Raw genomic sequence first — 21,791 nt, 5'->3', positions numbered from 1 at the left:
AACGGTCGCTTCCTTTGTACTCACCCTCTCGGGCTTTCCTCCGGGCGCTTCCCTTCGGTCTTGCGTTTCCGACTCTATCAGATCCTTTCGGCGTCCGATTCCCGGTCGGCGGGATTTGCCTGGGGGTTTTCGGCTTTCGCCGTCGCCCTTTCGACATTCACTACGTTAGCCGATTCCCTCGGCAACTCATAATCGAGTCTCACGAGTTCGAATTCGGGCACGCGGGCGCGCCGAAAACGACCCCGGTGGGGGGTGGTAGCTAGGTAGTGGGTTGGCCGCTCCGGCTGCTGGCGATCGCCGTACCCGGTTCAGCGGCTCGGGCTACATTACGCACCTCGCAAGGCCGCGTCAACTTCGGCGGCGCCTGGGCACGTGCGCCCGATACGGGCTCACCGTCGGGTCGTTGGCGATCCAGAACCGCCACGGGTGGATCTCCCCGTCACCGCCCTCGCCGGCGACGCCGGTGCGAGGACCGTTGCGTACCTGGTCGCGGGGTACGGCCGTGCCGGTCAGCATCCTCAGGGGTGTCTCGTCCGCGGCGCACGCGTCGGTGCCGTCCAGGGCCCGGTCGATGCCCAGGGCCGTGGCCAGCCGGGCCGGGCCCTTGGCCAGTTCCTTGTCGTTACGGGCCGAGAGCCGGCCTTTGCGGGCGGGCTCGACGCCCTCGATCACCTCCCCGGCCCGGAGCAGGACCGCGCTCGCCCGGCCCTCGGGGCCGCAGACGAGGTTCATACAGTGCCACATGCCGTAGGTGAAGTAGACGTACACATGTCCGGGCGGGCCGAACATCACGGCGTTGCGGGGCGTCTGGCCGCGGTACGCGTGGGAGCCGGGATCGTTGGGGCCGTCGTACGCCTCCACCTCTGTCAGGCGTACGGCGATCGGGCCGTCCGGGGTCGTCCGGACCAGGACGCGGCCGAGGAGGTCGGGGGCGACCTCCAGAACGGGGCGGTCGAAGAACTCTCGGGGCAGTGGCGTACGGTCCGGGGGCGCGATCATGCCGTCCGAGGGTAGTCCAGACGGGTCAGCGCAAGGGCGGAACCGGTGGCGGCTGGATCGCGTTTGTACGGGGCGAGGGTCCATTCGTAAAGGGAGAGTCAATGGCGTTCAAGAAGCTGCTCGCGAGCCTCGGTGCCGGCGGTGCCTCGGTCGAGACCGTGCTGACCGAGGTCAACGTCGTCCCGGGCGGGGTGGTCCAGGGCGAGGTCCGGATCCAGGGCGGGTCCGTGAACCAGGACATCGAGGCGCTGTCCGTCGGCCTGCAGGCGCGGGTCGAGGTGGAGAGCGGCGACGAGGAGTACAAGCAGAACATCGAGTTCACGAAGGTGCGCCTCGGCGGTGCCTTCGAGCTGCAGTCGGGGGCCGTGCACGCGGTGCCGTTCGGGCTGGAGATCCCCTGGGAGACGCCGGTCACGATGATCGACGGGCAGTCCCTGCGCGGGATGCACATCGGCGTGACCACCGAGCTGGAGATCGCCCGCGCGCTCGACTCCACCGACCTGGACCCGATCAACGTGCACCCGCTGCCGGCGCAGCAGGCGATCCTCGACGCCTTCATCCAGCTGGGCTTCCGTTTCAAGAACGCGGACATGGAGCGCGGGCACATCCGGGGCACGCGTCAGCGGCTGCCGTTCTACCAGGAGATCGAGTTCTACCCGCCGTCGCAGTACCGGGGCCTGAACCAGGTCGAGCTGAGCTTCGTCGCCGACGAGCACGCCATGGACGTCGTCCTGGAGATGGACAAGAAGCCCGGCCTGTTCAGCGAGGGCTCGGACACCTACCGCTCCTTCCAGGTGGGTCTGCACGACTTCCAGGGGACCGACTGGGCGGCATACCTCAACCAGTGGCTGTCCGAGGTCGGCAGCAGGCGCAACTGGTTCTAGGCTCGGTTCCACCGAACGGAATCGATCAGGAGGTACCGAGGTGACCGAGCTCAAGCGGCGGCCGCTCCCCCACGACTTCCACCCGCCCGTGCCGTCGTTCACGGTGACGAGCACGGACGTCGAGGAGGGCGCGACGCTGGGGAGCGCCCAGGTCCACGCGGAGGGCAACACCTCGCCGCAGCTGCGGTGGGAGGGCTTCCCGCCCGGGACCAAGAGCTTTGCCGTGACCTGCTACGACCCCGACGCGCCGACGGGCAGCGGGTTCTGGCACTGGGTCCTGTTCGACATCCCGGCCTCGGTGACCGAGCTGCCGGCCGGTGCGGGCAGCGGCAAGTTCGAGGGGCTGCCCGAGGGTGCCGTACACGCGCGGAGCGACTTCGGGTCGAAGGAGTTCGGCGGGGCTGCTCCGCCGCCCGGGGACGGTCCGCACCGGTACGTCTTCACGGTGTACGCGGTGGACCAGGAGAAGCTCGGTCCGGACTCGGACGCCTCTCCGGCCGCCGTCGGCTTCAACCTGCGGTTCCACACGATCGGACGCGCCCAGCTGATCGGTGAGTACGAGAATCCGGGTGAGGGCTGAGCCGACCCGGCCCCGTCGAACATCGGACGTTCATAGAACGTTTGCCCGCCTCTGGTCCTGGAAGTGATCAGAGGCGGGCATTTTTTTATTGCGTTGTCCATCTCGGCGCGCCCGTCCAGAGTTGATCCAAGCCCGCCTGGGGTGGGCAGGTGCACATGGGAGGTGGGCTGGATGCGTGACACGTTGGTCCTCAACGCGAGCTTCGAACCGCTGTCGACGGTCACTCTGAACCGTGCCGTCGTGCTGGTGCTGCAGGACAAGGCGGTCGTCGAGCAGGCCCACCCCGAGCTGCGGATGCGCGGTGCCGATCTCGACATACCCGCGCCCCAGGTGATCAGGCTGTGCAGATATGTACGGGTGCCGTTCCGAAGACAAGCGCCGTGGTCGAGGCGGGGTGTGCTGGTCCGGGACCGGCACCGGTGCGCGTACTGCGGGCGCCGGGCCACGACGGTGGACCATGTGGTACCGCGGGCGCAGGGCGGCCGGGACACGTGGCTGAACACGGTGGCGGCGTGCGCGGAGGACAACCACCGGAAGGCGGACCGGACTCCGGAGGAGGCGGGGATGGCGTTGTTGCGGGCGCCGTTCGAGCCTACGCCTGCCAATGCGATGTTGCTGTCGCTGGGGGCCGAGGAGTTCGGGGCCTTGCCTGGATGGTTGGTTGGGGAAGCGGCGTAGGCGCCTGCCTGGTTCTGTTCGTCGTCGGACGCGGGTCCGTTGTGGCTTGTCGCGCCCACGCGGCGGAGCCGCAATGTCGATACGGCCCCGCGCCCCTTGCGGGGCGCTGTGGGAACCTGCGTTGAGTGGTCGCCCCTAGTCGATGCCCGGCTTTTCGTAGCGCTGGGGGGTCGTGCCGGTGTTCTGGGGCGGGACCGTGGGATTGTTGCCGCCGTTGCCGCCCTGGCCGCCGCCCCCCAGGGGGCCGAAGTTGCCCATAGCTCCGGAGAGGCCCTTGAGGGCGTCGCCGATTTCGCTGGGGACGATCCAGAGCTTGTTGGCGTCGCCCTCGGCGATCTTGGGGAGCATCTGGAGGTACTGGTAGGACAGGAGCTTCTGGTCGGGGTCGCCGGCGTGGATCGCCTCGAACACCGTGCGCACGGCCTGGGCTTCACCCTCGGCGCGCAGGGCCGCGGCCTTGGCCTCACCCTCGGCGCGCAGGATCTGGGATTGCTTCTCGCCCTCGGCGGTGAGGATCGCCGCCTGGCGGGTGCCCTCCGCGGTGAGGATGGCGGCGCGCTTGTCACGGTCGGCGCGCATCTGCTTCTCCATCGAGTCCTGGATGGAGGTCGGGGGTTCGATGGCCTTCAGTTCCACGCGGTTGACGCGGATGCCCCACTTGCCGGTGGCCTCGTCGAGGACGCCGCGCAGGGCCGCGTTGATCTCCTCGCGGGAGGTCAGGGTGCGTTCGAGGTCCATGCCGCCGATGATGTTGCGGAGCGTGGTGACGGTGAGCTGCTCGATGGCCTGGATGTAGCTGGCGACCTCGTAGGTGGCGGCCCGGGCGTCGGTCACCTGGTAGTAGATGACGGTGTCGATGTTGACGACCAGGTTGTCCTGGGTGATCACCGGCTGCGGCGGGAACGGCACGACTTGTTCGCGCAGGTCGATGCGGTTGCGGATGGTGTCGATGAACGGGACCACGATGTTCAGGCCCGCGTTCAGCGTCCGCGTGTAGCGGCCGAAGCGCTCGACGATGGCGGCGCTCGCCTGTGGGATGACTTGGATGGTCTTGATCAGGGCGATGAAGACCAACACCACCAGGATGATCAAGACGATGATGACCGGTTCCATCGTCGCTCCCCGTACCCTTCTCCGCTTCGGCGCCTTCGGCAGATCTTATGGCTGTTGAAGATCTTGCTGGTCGAGTCTGACAGACCGTCGTGCAACTCGTGGGTCAGATGGGCGAGATGACTCGGATGACTCCGGCCGTCTCCGGATGGCTCAGATGACGATCGCGGTGGCCCCCTCGATGTCCACGACGTCCACTTCCTGCCCGACGTCGTAGGCGCGGCCGGTGTCGAGGGCGCGGGCCGACCAGACTTCCCCGGCGAGTTTGATACGGCCGCCCGAGGCGTCGACGCGTTCCAGTACGACGGCCTGTCTGCCCTTCAACGCGTCCACTCCGGTGGCGAGTCGGGGGCGCTGCGCGCCGTGCCGTACGGCGATGGGCCGGACGACGGCGATGAGGGCGACCGAGACGACGACGAAGGTCAGCACCTGGATCACGGCGTCGAAGCCGAGACCCGCGGCGATCGCGGCGGCGACGGCACCGGCGGCGAGCATGCCGAACTCGGGCATCGCGGTGACCACGAGGGGGATGCCGAGCGCCGCCGCGCCGACGAGCCACCACACCCATGCGTCGATGCCGTTCACACGGCCATGGTAGGTCCGCGGGTTGACGGCCGACAGGGCGCGTGGGCGCGGGCGTCAGGCCATCGGGAGGCCCTGCGCGGTCCAGCGCTCGCCGACCTGCTCGACGACGAGCGGGAGGCCGAAGCAGAGGGAGAGGTTGCGGGAGGTGAGTTCCAGCTCGATCGGGCCGGCGGCGAGGACCTTGCCCTGACGGATCATGAGGACGTGGGTGAAGCCGGGGGCGATCTCCTCGACATGGTGGGTGACCATGATCATGGAGGGGGCGATCGGGTCGCGGGCGAGCCGCCCGAGGCGGCGGACCAGGTCCTCGCGGCCGCCGAGGTCGAGGCCGGCGGCGGGCTCGTCGAGGAGGAGCAGTTCGGGGTCGGTCATGAGGGCGCGGGCGATGAGGGTGCGCTTGCGCTCGCCCTCGGAGAGGGTGCCGAAGCGGCGGTCGAGGTAGTCGCTCATGCCGAGGCGGTCGAGGAAGGCGCGGGCCCGCTGCTCGTCGACGTCCTCGTACTCCTCCTGCCAGCCGGCGGTCATGCCGTAGGCGGCGGTGAGCACGGTCTGCAGGACGGTCTGGCGCTTGGGGAGCTTCTCGGACATGGCGACGCCGGCCACGCCGATGCGCGGGCGCAACTCGAAGACGTCGACCTTGCCGAGGGTGTCGCCGAGGATGGTGGCGGTGCCCTTGCTGGGGAAGAGGTAGCTGGAGGCGACGTTCAGGAGGGTGGTCTTGCCGGCGCCGTTGGGGCCGAGGATGACCCAGCGCTCGCCCTCCTTCACCGACCAGGAGACCTGGTCCACCAGAGCCCGGCCCTCGCGGACCACGGATACGTCCTGAAGCTCCAGAACATCGCTCATGAGCGCGTTGTCTCCCCTTGCAGTGTGGCCGGTCTCGGCTGTCGCGTACGCCTGTGGCTCGGTCCGCCGCGCCGGTGGGCGCAGCCCTTATGAAATCTACGCCACGCGTGCGCGGCTCCCATCCATCGGTCCGGTCCTTAGGGTGGGGGCATGCTCTCGGAACCGCGTTCAGGACGCCTTGCCGCTTGGGGAAACGCCCTTTTGGCCGGACTTGTCTCTCCGGATGACGCCGTGCTCGCCATTGTGGGTGAGGACGCGGTGCACCGGGTGGAGGGGCTGCCCGGTGAGTCCGCCCAGGTCGGGATGTCGCTGGCGCTGGGCCGGCTGCGGGCGCTGGGGGCGACGGGGCTGCGGGTCGCGTTGCCGGCGCCGGGGCATCCGCTGGGGTTGAGCGGGCCACCGCCGTTCAATGCGCGGGCGCTGGAGGCGGAGGAGGCGGTGGTCTGCTTCGGGGCCGCGTTCGGGATGGTGCCTGAGGTGTACGAGGCCGGGCCCGAGGGTGATGTGCACGTCGAGGTGGTGTGGCACTGTCTGCCGGTGCGGGAGGCGCCGCCCGCGGACGTGCCGTCGCTGGGCGAGGCGGAGCGGGAGCTGGCGGAGGCCCTGCGGGAGGCGACCGAGGTGCTGTCGAAGCTGGATGTCGCCGGGTCGGGGCCGGTGGCGGAGGCGGCGATCGACGCGTATCGGGCGCGGGCCGAGCGGGGGCGGGGGGAGGAGGTGCTGGCGCCCGGGTATCCGCCGCGTGCGGTGCGGGTGTTGGAGCTGGCTCAGCGGGTGGGGCTGCTGGTGTCCCTGGCGTACGGGAATGGGCACGGGGGTGCGGTCAGCTCCGCGGAGATGGCCGCTCGGGCGGAGGCGCTGCGGCCGGTGGAGCGGACGGCTCGGCGGGCGCAGGTAGCGGCGTACAACTCCGTTGTGGAGGAACGGGAGCGGCGTTCGTAAGGTGTCGTGAGCTGTGGCTGGGCAGGGTGGGTCACGCTTACCGGCGCCGGCAGGGTGCCGTTGCGCCCACCCGTGCCGCCCCTTGCGGCAACGCCTGCCCGCAGCTGCGTAAGCCACGACGCGGCCGCAGGCCTCCCGTGGAGCGGGAGGCCTGCGGCCGGTGCGTGTCAGTGGTTGAGGCCCAGGTTGCCGAAGGCGGGGTTCAGCGCGCCGATGACGCTCACGCTGTTGCCCACGGCGTTCACCGGGACGTGCACCGGGACCTGGACGAGGTTGCCGGAGGCGACACCGGGAGAGCCCTGGGCCGCGCCGTCGGCCCAGGCGCCGCCCGCGGCGGACGCCATTCCCGCACCGGCGGCCATCAGGCCCCCCGCCACCAGCGTCACGGCCGCCGCCTTCTTCAGGTTCTTCACTTTCAGCCCCTCCTAGGTGTTCACCGCGGCAGGTGCGCCGCGGCACGCACTGGAGAACGGCGGAGATCGCCGGAGGATGCGCCATCCGGGTGACATTCCCACGACGGTATGAATCTCAGCCCGTCACACCGTGACGTACGGCCCAAAGCGCCGCCTGGGTACGGTCCGCCAGGTCGAGCTTCATCAGGATGTTCGACACGTGCGTCTTGACGGTCTTCTCGGACAGCACGAGCGCGCGGGCGATCTCCCGGTTGGAGCGCCCGTCGGCTATCAGCCCGAGCACCTCGCGCTCCCGGTCGGTGAGGGAACTCCCCCGCCCCTGACCGGAGTTGTTCTCCTCCTGGGACAGCAGGGCGCCCGCGACCTCGGACTGGAGCAGGATGTGCCCGGCGTGCACGGAGCGGATGGCGCCGGCCAGGGCGTCGGGGTCCACGTCCTTGTACACGTACCCGGCGGCGCCGGCCCGCAGCGCGGGGACGACCGTGCGCTGCTCGGTGAAGCTGGTGACGATCAGCACGCGCGCGGGGTTGTCGAGCTCGCGGAGCCGGCGCAGGGCGTCGATGCCGTCCATGCCCGGCATCTTGACGTCCATGAGGACGACGTCGGGCCGGAGTTCCTCGGCGCGCTCGACCCCCTCGGTGCCGTCGGCGGCCTCGCCGACGACCTCGATGTCGTCCTGTACCTCCAGGAAGGTGCGCAGTCCCCGGCGGACGACCTGGTGGTCGTCGACGAGCAGCACCCTGATCGCGTCAGCCACCGGGTACCTCCATCTCGATCGTGGTGCCCTTGCCGGGCGCCGATTCCACGGTGAGCCTGCCGCCGACCCCGCTCGCCCGGTCCCGCATGGAGACCAGGCCGAGGTGGCGTCCGGCGCGCCGGACCGTCTTCGGTTCGAAGCCGCCGCCGTCGTCGGTGACGCGCAGGACGGCTCCGCCGCCGCGCCGGTCCACGCTGACGTGGACCTGGTCGGCGCCGGCGTGCCGCAGGGCGTTGTGCAGGGCTTCCTGGGCGACGCGCAGCAGGGCCTCCTCCTGGGCGGCGGGCAGGGCGCGGAAGCCGGTGGTGGAGAAGGTCACGCGCGCGGTGTGGGCGCGGTCGAGGACCTGGGTCTGGGTGCGCAGGGTGGCGATCAGGCCGTCCTCGTCGAGGGCGGCGGGGCGCAGCTCGACGACGGCGGCGCGCAGTTCTTCGGTGGCCTCGGCGGCGAGCGCGGCGACCTGGTGCAGCTCGCCCTTGGCACGGGCGGGGTCGCGGTCGACCAGCGCGGCGGCGGCCTGGGCGGTCAGGCGCAGGGAGAACAGCTTCTGGCTGACGGCGTCGTGCAGCTCGTGGGCGAGGCGGGAGCGTTCCTCGGCGATGGTCAGTTCGCGGCTGCGTTCGTAGAGGCGGGCGTTGGTGAGGGCGATCGCGGCGTGCTGGGCGAGGATGGAGAGGAGTTCCTCGTCGTCCTCGGTGAAACCGCAGCTGCCCTCGGGCTTCGGGCACGGGGGGTGTGGGGGGTGTTGCCCCACAGGACGCAGCTTGTTGGCCAGGAACAGGGCTCCGATGACCTCGTCGCCGTCGCGGATGGGCAGGCCCAGGAAATCGACGAGGTCGGGGTGGGCGGAGGGCCAGCCCTCGAAGCGGGCGTCCTTGCGCACGTCGGCGAGACGCTGCGGCCGGGCCTCGTCGAGCATCGCGGCGAGGATGCCGTGCCGCCGGGGCAGCGGGCCGATGGCCTTCCACTGGGCGTCGCTGACGCCGTCGACGACGAACTGGGCGAAGCCGCCGTGGTCGTCCGGGACGCCCAGCGCGGCGTACTGCGCGTCGAGCAGCTCGCGGGCGGAGGCGACGATCGTCTTCAGGACGTCGCGCACCTCCAGGTGTCTGCTCATGGCCAGCAGCGCGGCGCTGACCGCGGCGAGGCCGGACCGGGGGCCTTGACTCATGACCTCACGGTACCGGCGGGGTGTGACAGGCCGGATCGGACAGGGGGACGGCGGGGCTGGTCCTCAGGGCCTAGGGCCGTGGGGGTAGGTCGCCCGGCCCCGGGCGGGCGGCGTACGTCGAAGGGACCCTCCGGTTTGCGGCCCGCGTCCGAGGCGGTGCGGGGGCCGCCGTTCCTACGTTGGGATCACCCGCCCGACGCGGGCGGGGAGCGACGAGGGGACGGTTGTCATGCCGGTAGCGATCATCACGGGGGCCTCGAAGGGGCTGGGGCGGGCGCTCGCCGAGGGGCTGGCCGCGCGCGGCTGGGACCTGGTGCTCGATGCCCGGGGCGCCGACGCCCTCAAGGAGGCGGCGGAGGCGGTCGCCGGTCGGGGCCGCGGGCGGGTGGAGGCGCTGGCCGGGGACGTCACGGACGCCGGGCACCGGTCGGCGCTGGTGGCGGCCGCGCGGGGGCTGGGCGGGGTCGATCTGCTGGTGAACAACGCGAGCGCGCTGGGCGCCGAGCCGCTGGTGCGGCTGGCGGAGCTGCCGGTGGCGGGGCTGCGGCGGGCGCTGGAGGTGAACGTGGTGGCGGCGCTGGGCCTGGTCCAGCAGGCGCTGCCGCTGCTGCGGGAGTCGCCCGCGGGCGCGGTCGTCACGGTCAGCTCGGACGCGGCGGCCGAGGCGTACGAGACGTGGGGCGGTTACGGCGCCTCGAAGTCGGCGCTGGACCAGCTGGCGGCGGTGCTGGGCGCCGAGGAGCCGGGGCTGCGGGTGTGGGCGGTGGACCCCGGGGACATGGCGACCGATCTGTACGCGGCCGCCGTACCGGACGACGACGACCCGCGTCCGGCTCCCTCCGGTGTCGTTCCGGCGTTCCTGCGGCTGCTGGACGAGCGGCCGGCGAGCGGGCGGTATGCGGCGCCGGCTCTGGTGGAGGGGCGATGAGTACGGCGGTGAGGGTGCCGGAGGAGCTGTCCGCGCGGGTGCCGGCCGAGCAGCGCGGTCCAGGTCTGGACCGGGATGCCGTACGGCTGCTGGTGTCGCGCGGTACCGAGGTGGCGCACCACGTGTTCGCGGAGCTGCCGGGGCTGCTGCGGGCCGGGGACCTGCTGGTGGTGAACACCTCGGTGACGCTGGCGGCGGCGGTGGACGGGCTGGCCGGGCACGCGCGCGTGGTGGTGCACTTCTCCACGCGCGGGGACGACGGCCGGTGGGCGGTCGAGCTGCGTGAGCCGGACGGGCGGGGCACCACGCGCGTGCGTGCGGGCTCGCGCGCGGGGACCGTTGTGGCGTTGCCCGACGGGGCGCGGCTGGTGCTGGAGGAGCCGCTGAGCGCGCGCGGGGACCGGCTGTGGTGGGCGCGGGTGTCGGGGGCGGACGTCCTGCGGGTGCTGCGGGAGCACGGGCGTCCGATCCGCTACTCCTATACGGACCGGGATCAGCCGCTGTCGGTGTACCAGACGGTGTTCGCGCTGCCGGCGCCGGACGGCGCGGGGAGTGCGGAGATGCCGAGTGCGGCGCGGCCGTTCACGGCGCGGCTGGTGGCGGAGCTGGTGAGCCGGGGAGTGCAGTTCGCGCCGGTCACGCTGCACACGGGGGTGGCGTCGGCGGAGGCGCACGAGCCGCCGTACCCGGAGCGGTTCTCGGTGCCCGAGGCGTCGGCGCGGCTGATCAACGCGGCGCGGGCGTCGGGGCGCCGGGTGGTGGCGGTCGGTACGACGGCCGTGCGGGCCGTGGAATCGGCGGTGGGCCCGGACGGGCTGGTGCGGGCGGCCGCGGGGTGGACGGATCTGGTTGTCACCCCGGAGCGCGGGGTACGCGTGGTCGACGGGCTGCTGACCGGGCTGCACGAGCCGGAGGCCTCGCATCTGCTGATGCTGAGGGCGGTGGCGGGGCAGGCGGCGGTCGACCGGAGTTACGAGGAGGCGCTGCGCGGGCTCTATCTGTGGCACGAGTTCGGCGACGTGCATCTCATCCTTCCGGAGGAGAGCCCTCACGCAGAGCGTTGCGGGGGCAACTCCGGGTGAGACTGTTACGTGCTCGATGTGAGCCCGCACATAGGGCGCACATCACGTACGACCGGGCATAGGAGACAACCCCTCCCGCATGAACGGGACAGACGGTCCAGTCTGTCCCGTTTTGCCTATCCCTGATCCACTATCGGGCTTCGTACGTCACACCTTTGCCTGGGCATTTTGCGGCCGCTAAGAATTGCTCCCGTCGCTCAGCGCCGTGGGTTCACCCCCGCGGCGTTCGTGTGGGAGGAGCCGATTCCCCCGGCGGACGCAGGAGCGACCTCCGCGCTACTCGAAGAGGTCCATCAGCTATGCCCAAGAACATCCTCGATCGCCGTCTCAGTCGCACGCTGACCAGGCAGCACAAGATCGCCATCGCCGGTGTGAGCACGCTCGGCGCCGCCGCCCTCGCCTTCTCGGCCGTGCCGAGCAGCGCCGACACTGTGGCCACCGGCGAGCCGACCGCCGCCTCCCAGGTCGCCTACGGCCAGGCCAAGGACATCAAGGACGTCAAGGGCACGGTCGCCGACCAGCTCACCAGCTCCAAGGTCAAGCTCGACACCTTCGCGGCGAAGAAGAAGGCCGCCGACCAGGCCGCCGCCAAGAAGAAGGCCGAGGCCGAGGCCGCCGCGAAGAAGAAGGCGGCCGACGCGGCCGCCGCCAAGCGGGCCGCCGCGAAGAAGGCCGCGCAGGAGCGCGCCGCCAAGCAGGCCGCGAACCGGTCCGCGCAGCGCCCGCAGATGGAGACGGTCGCCGCGAAGACGTACGCGAACAACCTGGACGGCTGGATCCGGCACTCGCTGGACATCATGCACGCCAAGGGCATCCCGGGCAGCTACAGCGGCCTGCACCGCAACATCATGCGAGAGTCCTCGGGCAACCCCATGGCCATCAACGACTGGGACGTCAACGCGATCAACGGCATCCCCTCGAAGGGTCTGCTGCAGGTCATCCCGCCGACCTTCACGGCGTACCACGTCGCCGGCACCTCGTGGAACATCTACGACCCGGTCGCCAACATCACCGCCGCCGCCAACTACGCGGCGCACCGGTACGGCTCGATCGACAACGTCAACAGCGCGTACTGAGGCAGGCGCGGACCTCTGAACGCACGCCGAAGGGCGGCACCCGGTGACCGGGTGCCGCCCTTCGGCCTGTCCTCACGCCCAGCGGGGCGGTCGCCTACTTGCGCATGACCTCGGGCTCGTGCCGGCGCAGGAAGCGGGCCACGAAGAAGCCGCAGACCACACCGAGGGCGATCAGCGCCACCATGTCCATGCCCCAGGCCGAGGCCTGGTGGTCCCACAGCGGATCCGTGCTGGTCGGGTCGTCGGTGTTCGGGGCGATGTTGTTGAAGTCCAGCGTGGAGCCGGCCGCGGCCACCGCCCAGCGGGACGGCATCAGGTACGAGAACTCGTTGACGCCGAGCGTGCCGTGCAGGGTGAAGAGACAGCCGGTGAACACGACCTGGATGATCGCGAACATGACCAGCAGCGGCATGGTCTTCTCGGCCGTCTTCACCAGCGAGGAGATCACCAGGCCGAACATCATCGACGTGAAGCCGAGCGCCATGATCGGCAGGCACAGCTCGAACAGCGTCGAACTGCCCAGGACGAGGCCCTTGCCGGGCACCTCGCGGCTGGAGAAGCCGATCAGGCCGACCATCAGGCCCTGGAGCACGGTGACGGCACCCAGGACGACGACCTTGGACATCAGGTACGCGGACCGGGACAGGCCGGTCGCCCGTTCCCGTTCGTAGATCACCCGTTCCTTGATCAGCTCACGTACGGAGTTGGCGGCGCCCGCAAAGCACGCGCCGACCGCGAGGATCAGCAGGACCGTGGTCGCCGTGCCGTTCGGGATGTGGACGCCGGTCCTGGGGTTGACCGGGTTGACCAGCAGGCCCTTGTCATGATCGATCAACAGGCTGACCGCACCCAGTACGGCCGGCAGGATCACCGTCAGGGCGAGGAAGCCCTTGTCCGACGCGATGACGGACACGTAGCGCCGGATCAACGTCATCAACTGGGAGCCCCACGCCTGCGGCTTGGGCGGCTTGATGGCCTGCGGCGGAGGCATGTGTACGGACTGCGGGGCCACGGCGTCGATGTCCGCGGCGTACATCTGGTAGTGCTGCGAGCCCTTCCAGCGGCCCGCCCAGTCGTAGTCGCGGTAGTTCTCGAAGGCGGAGAAGACGTCGGCCCAGGTGTCGTAGCCGAAGAAGTTCAGCGCCTCCTCCGGCGGACCGAAGTAGGCGACCGAGCCGCCGGGGGCCATCACCAGCAGCTTGTCGCAGATCGCCAGCTCGGCCACCGAGTGGGTGACCACGAGGACCGTACGGCCGTCGTCGGCGAGACCGCGCAGCAGCTGCATGACGTCGCGGTCCATGCCCGGGTCGAGGCCCGAGGTGGGCTCGTCCAGGAAGATCAGCGACGGCTTGGTGAGCAGCTCCAGGGCCACCGACACACGCTTGCGCTGGCCACCGGACAGGGAGGTGACCTTCTTGTCCTTGTGGATGTCGAGCTTCAGCTCGCGCAGCACCTCGTCGATGCGGGCGTCGCGCTCCTGCGCCGTGGTGTCGGCCGGGAAGCGCAGCTTGGCCGCGTACTTCAGGGCCTTCTTGACGGTCAGCTCCTTGTGCAGGATGTCGTCCTGCGGGACCAGACCGATGCGCTGGCGCAGCTCGGCGAACTGCTTGTACAGGTTGCGGTTGTCGTACAGCACCTCGCCCTGGTTGGCGGGCCGGTAGCCGGTGAGCGCCTTGAGGAGGGTCGACTTTCCGGAGCCGGAGGGGCCGATGACGGCGATCAGCGACTTCTCCGGGACGCCGAAGGAGACGTCCTTGAGGATCTGCTTGCCGCCGTCGACCGTGACGGTCAGGTGGCGGGCCGAGAAGGAGACCTCACCGGTGTCGACGAACTCCTCGAGCCGGTCGCCGACGATGCGGAAGGTGGAGTGGCCGACGCCGACGATGTCGGTCGGGCCGAGGAGCGCCGTACCGCCCTTGGCGATCGGCTGGCCGTTGACGTACGTGCCGTTGTGCGAGCCGAGGTCGCGGATCTCGAAGCGGCCGTCGGGCGTCGAGTGGAACTCGGCGTGGTTCCGGGAGACCTGCAGGTCGGAGACGACCAGCTCGTTCTCCAGGGCACGGCCGATACGCATCACGCGGCCGACGGAGAACTGGTGGAAGGTCGTCGGGCTGCGGTCTCCGTAGACCGGCGGCGCCCCCGCGCCACCACCGGGCGTCTTCTGCGCGAACTGCTCGGCCGGGCCGCCCTGCTGCTGCGGGAACGCCGCCGGCTGCTGGGGCTGCTGCCACCCGGCCTGCGGGGCCTGCTGCGGTGCCGCGGGCTGCTGCGGGGCCTGCTGCGGCGCCTGGGACCAGCCGGCGCCCGCGCCCTGGGCCGCGTACGGCGCCGCCTGCGGCTTCGCTTGCGCGGGCGCGGCGGCACCGGACAGGTTCAGGCACGGCCCGTCGGTCGCGTTGCCGAGGTACACGGCCGCTCCGGGGCCGACCTCCAGCTGGTGGATCCGCTGGCCCCCCACGAACGTTCCGTTGGTGCTGCCGTGGTCCTCGACGACCCAACTGCGGCCGTTGAAACTGACCGTGGCGTGGCGCCAGGACACCCTGGCGTCGTCGAAGACGATGTCACCCTGCGGATCGCGGCCGAGGGTGTAGGGCCTGGACGCATCGAGCGTCCAGGTCCGTCCGTTTGATTCCAGTACGAGTTCCGGCACTCCATGCCCCACTGAGTTGTCCCCCGAGTTTCCCCCATCGCAGGGAGTCTAGGGATGTCGAACATCGTGGGGAACTATTTCAGGCTCCGGCCCATGACCGAAAGCCGGGCCTTGTGAAGAAGCCCGGCGCACGCTTCGATACGCGCCGTTGACGGGGTTGAAACCCGGCCGGAGAGTGGTATTCCCCCGCGAGGGGGACAAGCGCGGCGCCGGTACCGCGCCGCGGATCGGGGGGTCTGCCATGAGCGCTGCCAGGTCCTGGCGTCACGTTCCCGTCGCCGGTCGCGCGAACGGCCCGCGCGGTGGCGGGTCCGCGCGACCGGGTGCCGGGCTGCCGGGTGCCGCGGGGCCCGGTGCCGCGGGGCCCGGTGCCGCGGGGCCCGGTGCCGCGGGGCCCGGTGCCGGACTGCCCTGGGCGGACATCCTGATGTCCGCGATCGCCGCCGTGAGTTGGGCGTTGATCGGCATGGGAGGGACGGCCGCGCTCGGTCTGCACCTGCTGCGGGCGGACTCGGCCGGCTCACTGGGCCCCATGACGGCGGCCGTTGTGGTGCTGGGGGCGGGTGGTTCGGTCTCCCCGTCGGGCGATGTGTCCGCCTTCGGGCTGAAAGGCGCCCAGGCCCACACCGCCGTCGAGATCACGCCACTCGGGGTGAGCCTGGCGGGCGCGCTGCTGATGTCGTGGTTCTTCCTACGGTCCCTGCGCACGGCCGGAGTTGTGATCGCCCCCACCGAACTCCTCGCACGCGCGGGCACGGTGGTCGCGCTCTTCGTGGCGATGCTGGGCGGTCTCGCCTGGGCCGGCCACGACGTCATCACCCTGGACGGCGCGGCCCTCGGCCTCGGCAGGCTGCCCGGCGCCGGGGGCGGCAAGGGCGACGGGATCAGCATCCCGGGGCTCGGCGGCCTCGGGGACATCGGCGGACTGCTGCCGGACCGGATCGGCGACCTGATCCACGCCAGGGCGGCGGTCGGGTTCACCGTGGACACCGCGGCCACCCTGCTCGGCGGTCTCGCCTGGTCCGCCGGGGTTCTGCTGATCGCGCTGCTCGCCTCACGCCGAACGCCCCTGCCACGCGGCTGGGGTGTGGTGCACCGGGTGGTGCGGCCCGCTGTCTCCGCGCTGGTCACCGTGCAGCTCGTGGCCGTCGTGGCGGGGCTCGCGGCGGCCGCGTATGCCGCGATCGGTGACGACCACCCCCGGCGGATCGCCGGCGCGGCCCTCCTCGGCGCCCCGAACGGCGTCTGGGTCGGCGTCGCGCTGGGCCTGTTCGTCCCCTGGACCGGCAGGGCGACCGGCGCCCTCGCCACCCTTCTCCCCCACCCCTTGGACCAGCTCCTGACCCCCCGCTCCGACCGGCCCCTGACCCTCAGCCGACTGGCGGATCTGGACGGGCGCGTCTGGCTGCTTGCGGTGGCGGCGGCCCTGCTGATGCTGCTGGCGGGGGTGCTGACGGCGGTACGGACCCCGGTGCCGGGCGAGCCGCGCGCCGGGAGTCCCGGTGGGGCGCGCTTCGTGAGGCAGTGCGCCGTACGGCTGGCGCTCACGACGGCGCTTGCGCTGCCGCTGCTCGCCCTGCTGACCGACGTGACGGCGAACGCCTCGCTGTCCGTGCTGGGCCTCGACGCGTTCGGGGCGGGTATCGACCTCCACGGGCACCTCGGGACGGCGCTGCTCCTGGGGGCGGCGTGGGGTGCGGGGGCGGGGGCCGCGGGGGCGGTTTTGGCCCGGGCGTGCGGGGTCACGGGGACACGGGCGGCGGCCGGGGCAGGGGCCGTCGAGGGCACGGCGGACAAGGCGGCGGGCGGGGCCACGCGGGGCCCGGTCGAGCACGCCGGGGACGGCCCGTACCGACCGCGTTCGCCGTACCGGCCGCCCGACCCCGGCACGAATCCGTACCTCCGACAGCCGGAGGAGCCGGAGGACGCGCGGCCCGGCTCGGGCTCGCCGCCGCCCGGTGACGACCTGTCCGGTGCCCCCACCGTGGCCGGTCCGCTCGGCGCCGCCCCGTCGCCGCCACGCCCACCCCGGAAGGGCCCCGGAACCGACCGTGGCCGTCGCTCGCCGAGGTCCCCCGACACCTGGCCGCCGCCTCCCCCGCCACCCTCACCCGCGCCACCGGACCCGCCGAAGGGACACGGTCACTGAGCCACCTGGCGCCAGGCGGAGCGGGCCCGTGCCCCGGCGGTGCAAGCGGGGCGGAACGGGCCGTGCCCGGGTCGTGGGACCGGGGGCCGGGCCGGGTCGTGCCCGGGCGGTGGAGGGCCGGGGGCCGGCGTGGGACAGTCGGGGTGGACGGCTGTTGTTCTGTGTCCGGCAGGCGGACCGCGTCGGCGCGCGGCACGGCGTGCCGGATACGGTGGTGACACCATGAGCGCTTCGCAGACCGCTTCGCAGACCTCCGAGGAACCCACTCTCCTCGTCAAGATCTTCGGCAAGGACCGGCCGGGCATCACGGCCGGCCTCTTCGACACCCTCGCCGCCTACCTGGTCGACGTCGTCGACATCGAGCAGGTCGTCACCCGGGGCCGCCTGGTGCTGTGCGCGCTGGTCACGCAGCCGCCGGCCGGTCTGGAGGGCGACCTCAGGGCCACCGTGCACAGCTGGGCCGAGTCGGTGAAGATGGAGGCGGAGATCATCTCCGGGCACGGCGACAACCGTCCCCGTGGTCTCGGCCGCTCCCTGGTGACCGTCCTCGGACATCCGCTGACCGCCGAGTCCACGGCGGCCATAGCGGCCAGGATCGCGAAGGCCGGCGGCAACATCGACCGTATCTTCCGGCTGGCCAAGTACCCGGTGACCGCGGTGGAGTTCGCCGTTTCCGGCGTGGAGACGGAGCCGCTACGCACGGCCCTGGTGTCGGAGGCGGCGGCACTGGGTGTCGATGTCGCGGTCGTCGCGGCCGGCCTGCACCGGCGTGCCCAGCGGCTGGTGGTCATGGACGTGGACTCCACGCTCATCCAGGACGAGGTCATCGAGCTGTTCGCCGCGCACGCGGGCTGCGAGGACAAGGTCGCCGAGGTGACGGCGGCGGCGATGCGCGGTGAGCTGGACTTCGAGCAGTCGCTGCACGCGCGTGTGGCGCTGCTGCGGGGGCTGGACGCCTCGGTGGTGGACAAGGTGCGCAGCGAGGTCAGGCTGACGCCGGGCGCCCGTACGCTGATCCGTACCCTGAAGCGCCTCGGTTTCCAAGTGGGAGTCGTCTCCGGTGGTTTCACCCAGGTCACGGACGACCTGAAGGAGCGTCTGGGGCTGGACTTCGCGCAGGCCAACACACTGGAGATCGTCGACGGCCGGCTGACCGGCCGGGTCACCGGGGAGATCGTGGACAGGGCGGGCAAGGCGCGGCTGCTGCGCCGGTTCGCGGCGGAGGCCGGGGTGCCGCTGTCGCAGACCGTGGCGATCGGCGACGGCGCCAACGACCTGGACATGCTGAACGCGGCCGGCCTGGGCGTCGCCTTCAACGCCAAGCCGGTGGTCCGCCAGGCGGCGCACACGGCGGTGAACGTCCCCTTCCTCGACACGGTCCTGTATCTGCTGGGGATCACCCGCGAGGAGGTCGAGGCGGCCGACACGCACAGCGAGGGCTGAGCCTCCCGCGACCACGTACGGCCGAGGGCCCGGTACCGACCAGGTACCGGGCCCTCGGCCGTAGGCGGCCGGGTCGCCTCACTCGGAGGGCGCCCAGTAGTCCGCGAGGGTGGCCGTGCCCGGTTCGAGGCCCTTCCAGGTGCCGTCGAAGGTCAGCAGCGCGAAGCCGGCGGCGGGGAAGCCGCGGCGGTTCATGCGCTCGCGGGCGTCGTCCTCGGCCGTGCCGGCGAGGATCTCGGCCAGGCCGTGGACGCCCGGGTTGTGGCCGATCAGGATTGCCGTCCGCACGTCGTCGGGGATCTCGTTGAGCACGGCGATCAGCTCGCCCGGCGAGGCCTCGTAGACCCGCTCCTCGTAGACGGTCTTCGGCCGGTGGGTGAGTTCATGGACGGCGAGCTTCCAGGTCTCGCGGGTCCGGGTCGCGGTGGAGCACAGGGCCAGGTCGAAGGTGATGCCGGTGTCGGTCAGCTTTCGTCCGGCGACCGCGGCGTCCATGCGGCCTCGCTCGGCGAGCGGGCGCTCATGGTCGGACACCTCGGGCCAGTCGGCTTTCGCATGCCGGAAAAGGACGATCCTGCGGGGTTCTGCGACGCTCATGGAATCCAGCTTCGCATGAAACAGGCCATGCGGCGCAGGGAGTTGACATGGGGATTCACCGCGCCCGGAGGCGTCGCCTCAGCGCGTGAACAGCAACTGCACGCGCTCGAAGAGATGGGCGATCGCCGGGTCCCCGCTCGCCGCGTGCGCGTCCGCGGGGTTCAGTATCAGCGCGAGGAGCGCGATGAAGGCGAGCGCGGGCAGGGCGAGTGCCCACCAGCGCAGCCGGGTGTCGACGCCGCCCGTGGTCGCCGGGTGGGGCAGGGTGTGCGTACGGGCCGGCATGGTCGCCTCCGTGGTCTTCGAGTGGTCCGTGTGGCCGTCTGCCGCGGCCACACTTCGAAGTTACGGAATCCGGGGTCGCCAACCCATCCGGAGATCCACCCACTTGACCCTGACCCTCACCCCCTAGGGGATGGTGGGGCCAGCCCCACCATGGCCGGTCGGGAGGGCACTCAGCAGCCGGTCAGGGGGAGGCGAGGGTCGCGATGACGGCGATGACGGCGAAGATCGCGAAGAACGTGCCGAAGACGAGCAGCAGCTTCTTCTGGCTGTTCTGCGGGTTTGGATCGAGCACTGGCATGCGGCCAGTCTCCCACCTCTCGCCCGGGCCCGGCCCGCCGGGGTCCGCCGCGTGTCGTCCGGTCCGGTGCGGCCGTCAGCGCGCGGCCGCCGCCTCGTCCTCGACCGTGCGGTCGCGGCCCGCGAGGAAGCCCACCGCCATCTGGGGCAGCATCAGCGCCGCCATCAGGGCGATCGGCACGCCCCAGCCGCCGCTCTGCTGGTAGAGGACGCCCACCAGGAGGGGGCCGGGGATGGAGATCAGGTAGCCGGTGCTCTGCGCGAACGCGGACAGCTGGGCGACGCCCGCGCCGGTCCGGGCCCGCATGCCGACCATCGTCAGCGCCAGCGGGAAGGCGCAGTTGGAGACGCCGAGGAGCAGGGCCCAGGCCCAGGCGCCGGCGGCCGGCGCCAGATACAGGCCGGCGTATCCGGCGAGGCCGCAGACGCCGAGGGCCAGGACGATCGGCCCCTGGTGGGGCAGGCGGGTGGCGAGCCTAGGTATGACGAAGGCGAGGGGCACGCCCATGACCATGGTGACCGCGAGCAGCAGGCCCGCCGTACCGGCGGGGACACCGGCGTCCCGGAAGATCTGCGCCATCCAGCCCATCGTGATGTAGGCGGCGGTGGCCTGGAGCCCGAAGAACACGGCGAGCGCCCAGGCGGTGCGGCTGCGGGTGATCCGCAGCGCGGGCGTCCGCTCGGGACCGGCTTCGGCGTACGGCTCGGCGTCCACCCGGGGTGCCGGGCCGACGGGGGTGGCGCCCCGGTCCCGTACCAGCGGGAGCCACGGCAGTACGGCGACGGCCGCGATCACGGCCCACACGGTGAGACCGGACTGCCAGCTGCCGCCCAGCGCGTCCGTCATCGGCACGGTGACCGCGGCGGCGAGGGAGGTGCCGAGGGCGAGGGCCATCGAGTACAGGCCGGTCATGGAGCCGACCCGGTCGGGGAACCAGCGCTTGACGATGACCGGCATCAGCACGTTGCTGACGGCTATGCCCATCAGGGCGAGCGCGCTGCCGGCCAGGAATCCGGCCGTGTTCCCGGTGTACGGCCGTATCAGCAGGCCGGCGGTGATGGCGGCCATGCCGGCGCAGACCACGGCGGCGAGACCGAAGCGTCGGGCGAGGCGTGGGGCCATGACGCCGAAGACGGCGAAACACAGCGGTGGCACGGAGGTGAGCACGCCGGCCACGCTGCCGCTCATGCCGAGCCCGTCGCGGACCTCCTCCAGGAGCGCGCCGAGGCTGGTGATGGCGGGGCGGAGGTTCAGCGCGGACAGCACGATGCCGACGACGATCAGGCGGGCCACCCACGCGCGTGGGCGGCCCGGTGCCGCGGCCGGGCCGCGCGGGCCCGCGGGCCTTTCAGGCCGGACGGTCCCGCCGCCCGGCCGGACCGTCCCGCCGTCCGGCCGGGTGTCCGGCCCGGTGGCCGTCCTGCTGTCCGTGGTCCGGGTTTCCTCACTAGCCATGCGACCCATCATAGAATCATGGGATGATTGGTTGTCCATTCCCGGGGCGGCGGATCCCGGGCCCGTCGTGCGAAGGTGTGCCATGCCTCTGAGCCACCCGCGTCGTTCAGCGTTGTCCGAGCAGGTCATCGCCGAACTGCGCAATCAGATCGCGTCCGGCGAGTGGCCGGTCGGCTCGCGCATCCCGACCGAGCCGGAGCTCGTCGAGCAGCTGGGCGTCGCCCGCAACACGGTCAGAGAGGCCGTCCGGGCCCTCGCGCACAACGGCTTGCTGGACATCCGCCAGGGCTCCGGCACCTATGTCGTGGCGACGAGCGAACTGGCCGGGGTGATGCACCGCCGGTTCGCCGGCGCCGACCCGCGGCACATCGCCGAACTGCGCTCCACGCTGGAGTCGGCGGCGGCGAAGCTGGCCGCCGAGCGGCGCACCGAGAAGGACCTCAAGCAGCTGGACGCGCTGCTCGTCCGGCGTGAGGAGGCGTGGGAGACGGGCGAGGCGGAGGTCTTCGTGGCGGCCGACGCGACGTTCCACCTGGCCGTGGTGGCCGCGTCCCACAACGACGTCATGATGGCGATGTACGCCGACCTGGGCGAGGTCCTGCGGGACTGGCTGCGCGCGGACGTCGGCGCGGACATGAGCCCGCACGCGCACATGGACCACGGCCGGCTGGTGGACGCGATCCGCGCGGGCGACGCGCAGTCGGCGGCCACGGAGGCGGCGAGCTACCCGTTCCTGTGCCGTCCGGACCGGTTCGGCCGACCGTCCGGCCGGTCCAAGCCGGCCTACGGGTGACCGTCCGGCCGGTCCGAGCCGGCCTACGGGTGACCGTCCGGCCGGTCCGAGCCGGCCTACGGGTGACCGT

General features: G+C 71.7%; 22 protein-coding genes. 10 read left to right on the top strand and 12 right to left on the bottom strand.

Annotated elements, in window-relative coordinates; genetic code table 11:
- Positions 1 to 348: 348 nt before the first annotated feature.
- A complete protein-coding gene (locus ABZ854_RS10620) occupies positions 349 to 999 on the bottom strand; it encodes a DNA-3-methyladenine glycosylase (RefSeq protein ID WP_361207376.1) in 651 nt (216 codons plus the stop codon).
- Between the two features lie 101 nt (positions 1,000 to 1,100).
- On the opposite strand from ABZ854_RS10620, the gene ABZ854_RS10615 reads away from it, so the two are divergent.
- The 3 genes from ABZ854_RS10615 (at position 1,101) to ABZ854_RS10605 (ending at position 3,141) form a co-directional block, all read left to right on the top strand.
- A complete protein-coding gene (locus tag ABZ854_RS10615) occupies positions 1,101 to 1,883 on the top strand; it encodes a sporulation protein (RefSeq protein WP_361207373.1) in 783 nt (260 codons plus the stop codon).
- 40 nt (positions 1,884 to 1,923) lie between these two features.
- Positions 1,924 to 2,463 (top strand): YbhB/YbcL family Raf kinase inhibitor-like protein, encoded by a 540-nt coding sequence (locus ABZ854_RS10610; RefSeq protein WP_361207370.1) that lies wholly within the window; start codon positions 1,924 to 1,926, stop codon positions 2,461 to 2,463.
- A 171-nt stretch (positions 2,464 to 2,634) separates the two neighbouring features.
- Positions 2,635 to 3,141 carry an HNH endonuclease gene (locus ABZ854_RS10605; protein WP_361207367.1) on the top strand — a complete coding sequence of 169 codons (507 nt, stop codon included), beginning with the start codon at positions 2,635 to 2,637 and terminating at the stop codon, positions 3,139 to 3,141.
- A gap of 135 nt (positions 3,142 to 3,276) precedes the next feature.
- Here the strand turns inward: ABZ854_RS10605 and ABZ854_RS10600 are convergent, their stop codons facing one another.
- The 3 genes from ABZ854_RS10600 to ABZ854_RS10590 form a co-directional block, all read right to left on the bottom strand.
- Positions 3,277 to 4,254, bottom strand: a complete 978-nt coding sequence (locus ABZ854_RS10600) for an SPFH domain-containing protein (protein WP_361207364.1) — start codon at positions 4,252 to 4,254, stop codon at positions 3,277 to 3,279.
- 150 nt (positions 4,255 to 4,404) lie between these two features.
- Positions 4,405 to 4,836 carry an NfeD family protein gene (locus ABZ854_RS10595; protein ID WP_361207361.1) on the bottom strand — a complete coding sequence of 144 codons (432 nt, stop codon included), beginning with the start codon at positions 4,834 to 4,836 and terminating at the stop codon, positions 4,405 to 4,407.
- 54 nt (positions 4,837 to 4,890) lie between these two features.
- On the bottom strand, positions 4,891 to 5,682 hold the full coding sequence (locus ABZ854_RS10590) for an ABC transporter ATP-binding protein (protein WP_129309883.1): 792 nt from the start codon (positions 5,680 to 5,682) through the stop codon (positions 4,891 to 4,893).
- Positions 5,683 to 5,832: 150 nt separating this feature from the next.
- Between ABZ854_RS10590 and ABZ854_RS10585 the strand changes: the two genes are divergently transcribed.
- Positions 5,833 to 6,624, top strand: coding sequence for a hypothetical protein (locus tag ABZ854_RS10585; protein ID WP_361207357.1), 792 nt, complete (start codon positions 5,833 to 5,835; stop codon positions 6,622 to 6,624).
- 167 nt (positions 6,625 to 6,791) lie between these two features.
- On the opposite strand, the gene ABZ854_RS10580 is transcribed toward ABZ854_RS10585, so the two are convergent.
- The 3 genes from ABZ854_RS10580 to ABZ854_RS10570 form a co-directional block, all read right to left on the bottom strand.
- A complete protein-coding gene (locus ABZ854_RS10580) occupies positions 6,792 to 7,037 on the bottom strand; it encodes a chaplin (RefSeq protein ID WP_361207355.1) in 246 nt (81 codons plus the stop codon).
- A gap of 115 nt (positions 7,038 to 7,152) precedes the next feature.
- Complete coding sequence (locus ABZ854_RS10575; RefSeq protein ID WP_361207352.1) at positions 7,153 to 7,794, bottom strand: response regulator transcription factor; 642 nt, start codon at positions 7,792 to 7,794, stop codon at positions 7,153 to 7,155.
- Positions 7,787 to 8,965 carry a GAF domain-containing sensor histidine kinase gene (locus tag ABZ854_RS10570; RefSeq protein WP_361207349.1) on the bottom strand — a complete coding sequence of 393 codons (1,179 nt, stop codon included), beginning with the start codon at positions 8,963 to 8,965 and terminating at the stop codon, positions 7,787 to 7,789. The genes ABZ854_RS10575 and ABZ854_RS10570 overlap by 8 nt, the downstream gene beginning before the upstream one ends.
- 229 nt (positions 8,966 to 9,194) lie before the next feature.
- On the opposite strand from ABZ854_RS10570, the gene ABZ854_RS10565 reads away from it, so the two are divergent.
- From ABZ854_RS10565 to ABZ854_RS10555, 3 genes are all read left to right on the top strand, one after another.
- Entirely contained in the window at positions 9,195 to 9,893 is a 699-nt protein-coding gene (locus ABZ854_RS10565; protein ID WP_361207346.1) for an SDR family oxidoreductase, read from the top strand.
- Positions 9,890 to 10,975, top strand: coding sequence for an S-adenosylmethionine:tRNA ribosyltransferase-isomerase (locus ABZ854_RS10560; protein WP_361207342.1), 1,086 nt, complete (start codon positions 9,890 to 9,892; stop codon positions 10,973 to 10,975). Before ABZ854_RS10565 ends, ABZ854_RS10560 begins: the two co-directional genes overlap by 4 nt.
- Before the next feature lie 299 nt (positions 10,976 to 11,274).
- A complete protein-coding gene (locus ABZ854_RS10555; protein ID WP_361207339.1) occupies positions 11,275 to 12,051 on the top strand; it encodes a transglycosylase SLT domain-containing protein in 777 nt (258 codons plus the stop codon).
- A 94-nt stretch (positions 12,052 to 12,145) separates the two neighbouring features.
- Here the strand turns inward: ABZ854_RS10555 and ABZ854_RS10550 are convergent, their stop codons facing one another.
- Entirely contained in the window at positions 12,146 to 14,701 is a 2,556-nt protein-coding gene (locus tag ABZ854_RS10550; RefSeq protein ID WP_361207336.1) for an FHA domain-containing protein, read from the bottom strand.
- Positions 14,702 to 15,107: 406 nt separating this feature from the next.
- Here ABZ854_RS10550 and ABZ854_RS10545 point away from each other — a divergent pair, with 406 nt between their 5' ends.
- Together ABZ854_RS10545 and serB are read left to right on the top strand one after the other, a co-directional pair.
- On the top strand, positions 15,108 to 16,850 hold the full coding sequence (locus ABZ854_RS10545) for a streptophobe family protein (RefSeq protein WP_361207404.1): 1,743 nt from the start codon (positions 15,108 to 15,110) through the stop codon (positions 16,848 to 16,850).
- 222 nt (positions 16,851 to 17,072) lie between these two features.
- Entirely contained in the window at positions 17,073 to 18,293 is a 1,221-nt protein-coding gene (gene serB, locus ABZ854_RS10540; RefSeq protein WP_361207333.1) for a phosphoserine phosphatase SerB, read from the top strand.
- Between the two features lie 78 nt (positions 18,294 to 18,371).
- Here serB and ABZ854_RS10535 read toward each other — a convergent pair whose 3' ends face one another.
- The 4 genes from ABZ854_RS10535 to ABZ854_RS10520 all read right to left on the bottom strand — a co-directional run bounded on the left by ABZ854_RS10535 (position 18,372) and on the right by ABZ854_RS10520 (position 20,940).
- Complete coding sequence (locus ABZ854_RS10535) at positions 18,372 to 18,890, bottom strand: histidine phosphatase family protein (RefSeq protein ID WP_361207330.1); 519 nt, start codon at positions 18,888 to 18,890, stop codon at positions 18,372 to 18,374.
- Positions 18,891 to 18,968: 78 nt separating this feature from the next.
- Complete coding sequence (locus tag ABZ854_RS10530; protein ID WP_361207402.1) at positions 18,969 to 19,175, bottom strand: hypothetical protein; 207 nt, start codon at positions 19,173 to 19,175, stop codon at positions 18,969 to 18,971.
- A gap of 181 nt (positions 19,176 to 19,356) precedes the next feature.
- Positions 19,357 to 19,473: an SGM_5486 family transporter-associated protein gene (locus ABZ854_RS10525; RefSeq protein ID WP_361207327.1), complete on the bottom strand. Its 117-nt coding sequence runs from the start codon at positions 19,471 to 19,473 to the stop codon at positions 19,357 to 19,359.
- Between the two features lie 75 nt (positions 19,474 to 19,548).
- The gene (locus ABZ854_RS10520) at positions 19,549 to 20,940 is read right to left on the bottom strand and encodes an MFS transporter (RefSeq protein WP_361207324.1); all 1,392 of its coding nucleotides are present in this window, start codon (positions 20,938 to 20,940) and stop codon (positions 19,549 to 19,551) included.
- Between the two features lie 70 nt (positions 20,941 to 21,010).
- On the opposite strand from ABZ854_RS10520, the gene ABZ854_RS10515 reads away from it, so the two are divergent.
- Entirely contained in the window at positions 21,011 to 21,721 is a 711-nt protein-coding gene (locus ABZ854_RS10515) for a FadR/GntR family transcriptional regulator (protein WP_361207321.1), read from the top strand.
- Positions 21,722 to 21,791: the final 70 nt, after the last annotated feature.

This window comes from Streptomyces sp. NPDC047028 (genome assembly GCF_040644095.1).
Classification (GTDB): domain Bacteria; phylum Actinomycetota; class Actinomycetes; order Streptomycetales; family Streptomycetaceae; genus Streptomyces.
Note: the sequence above shows the minus strand (reverse complement) of the source record. Positions and strands in the feature narration are given on the sequence as shown.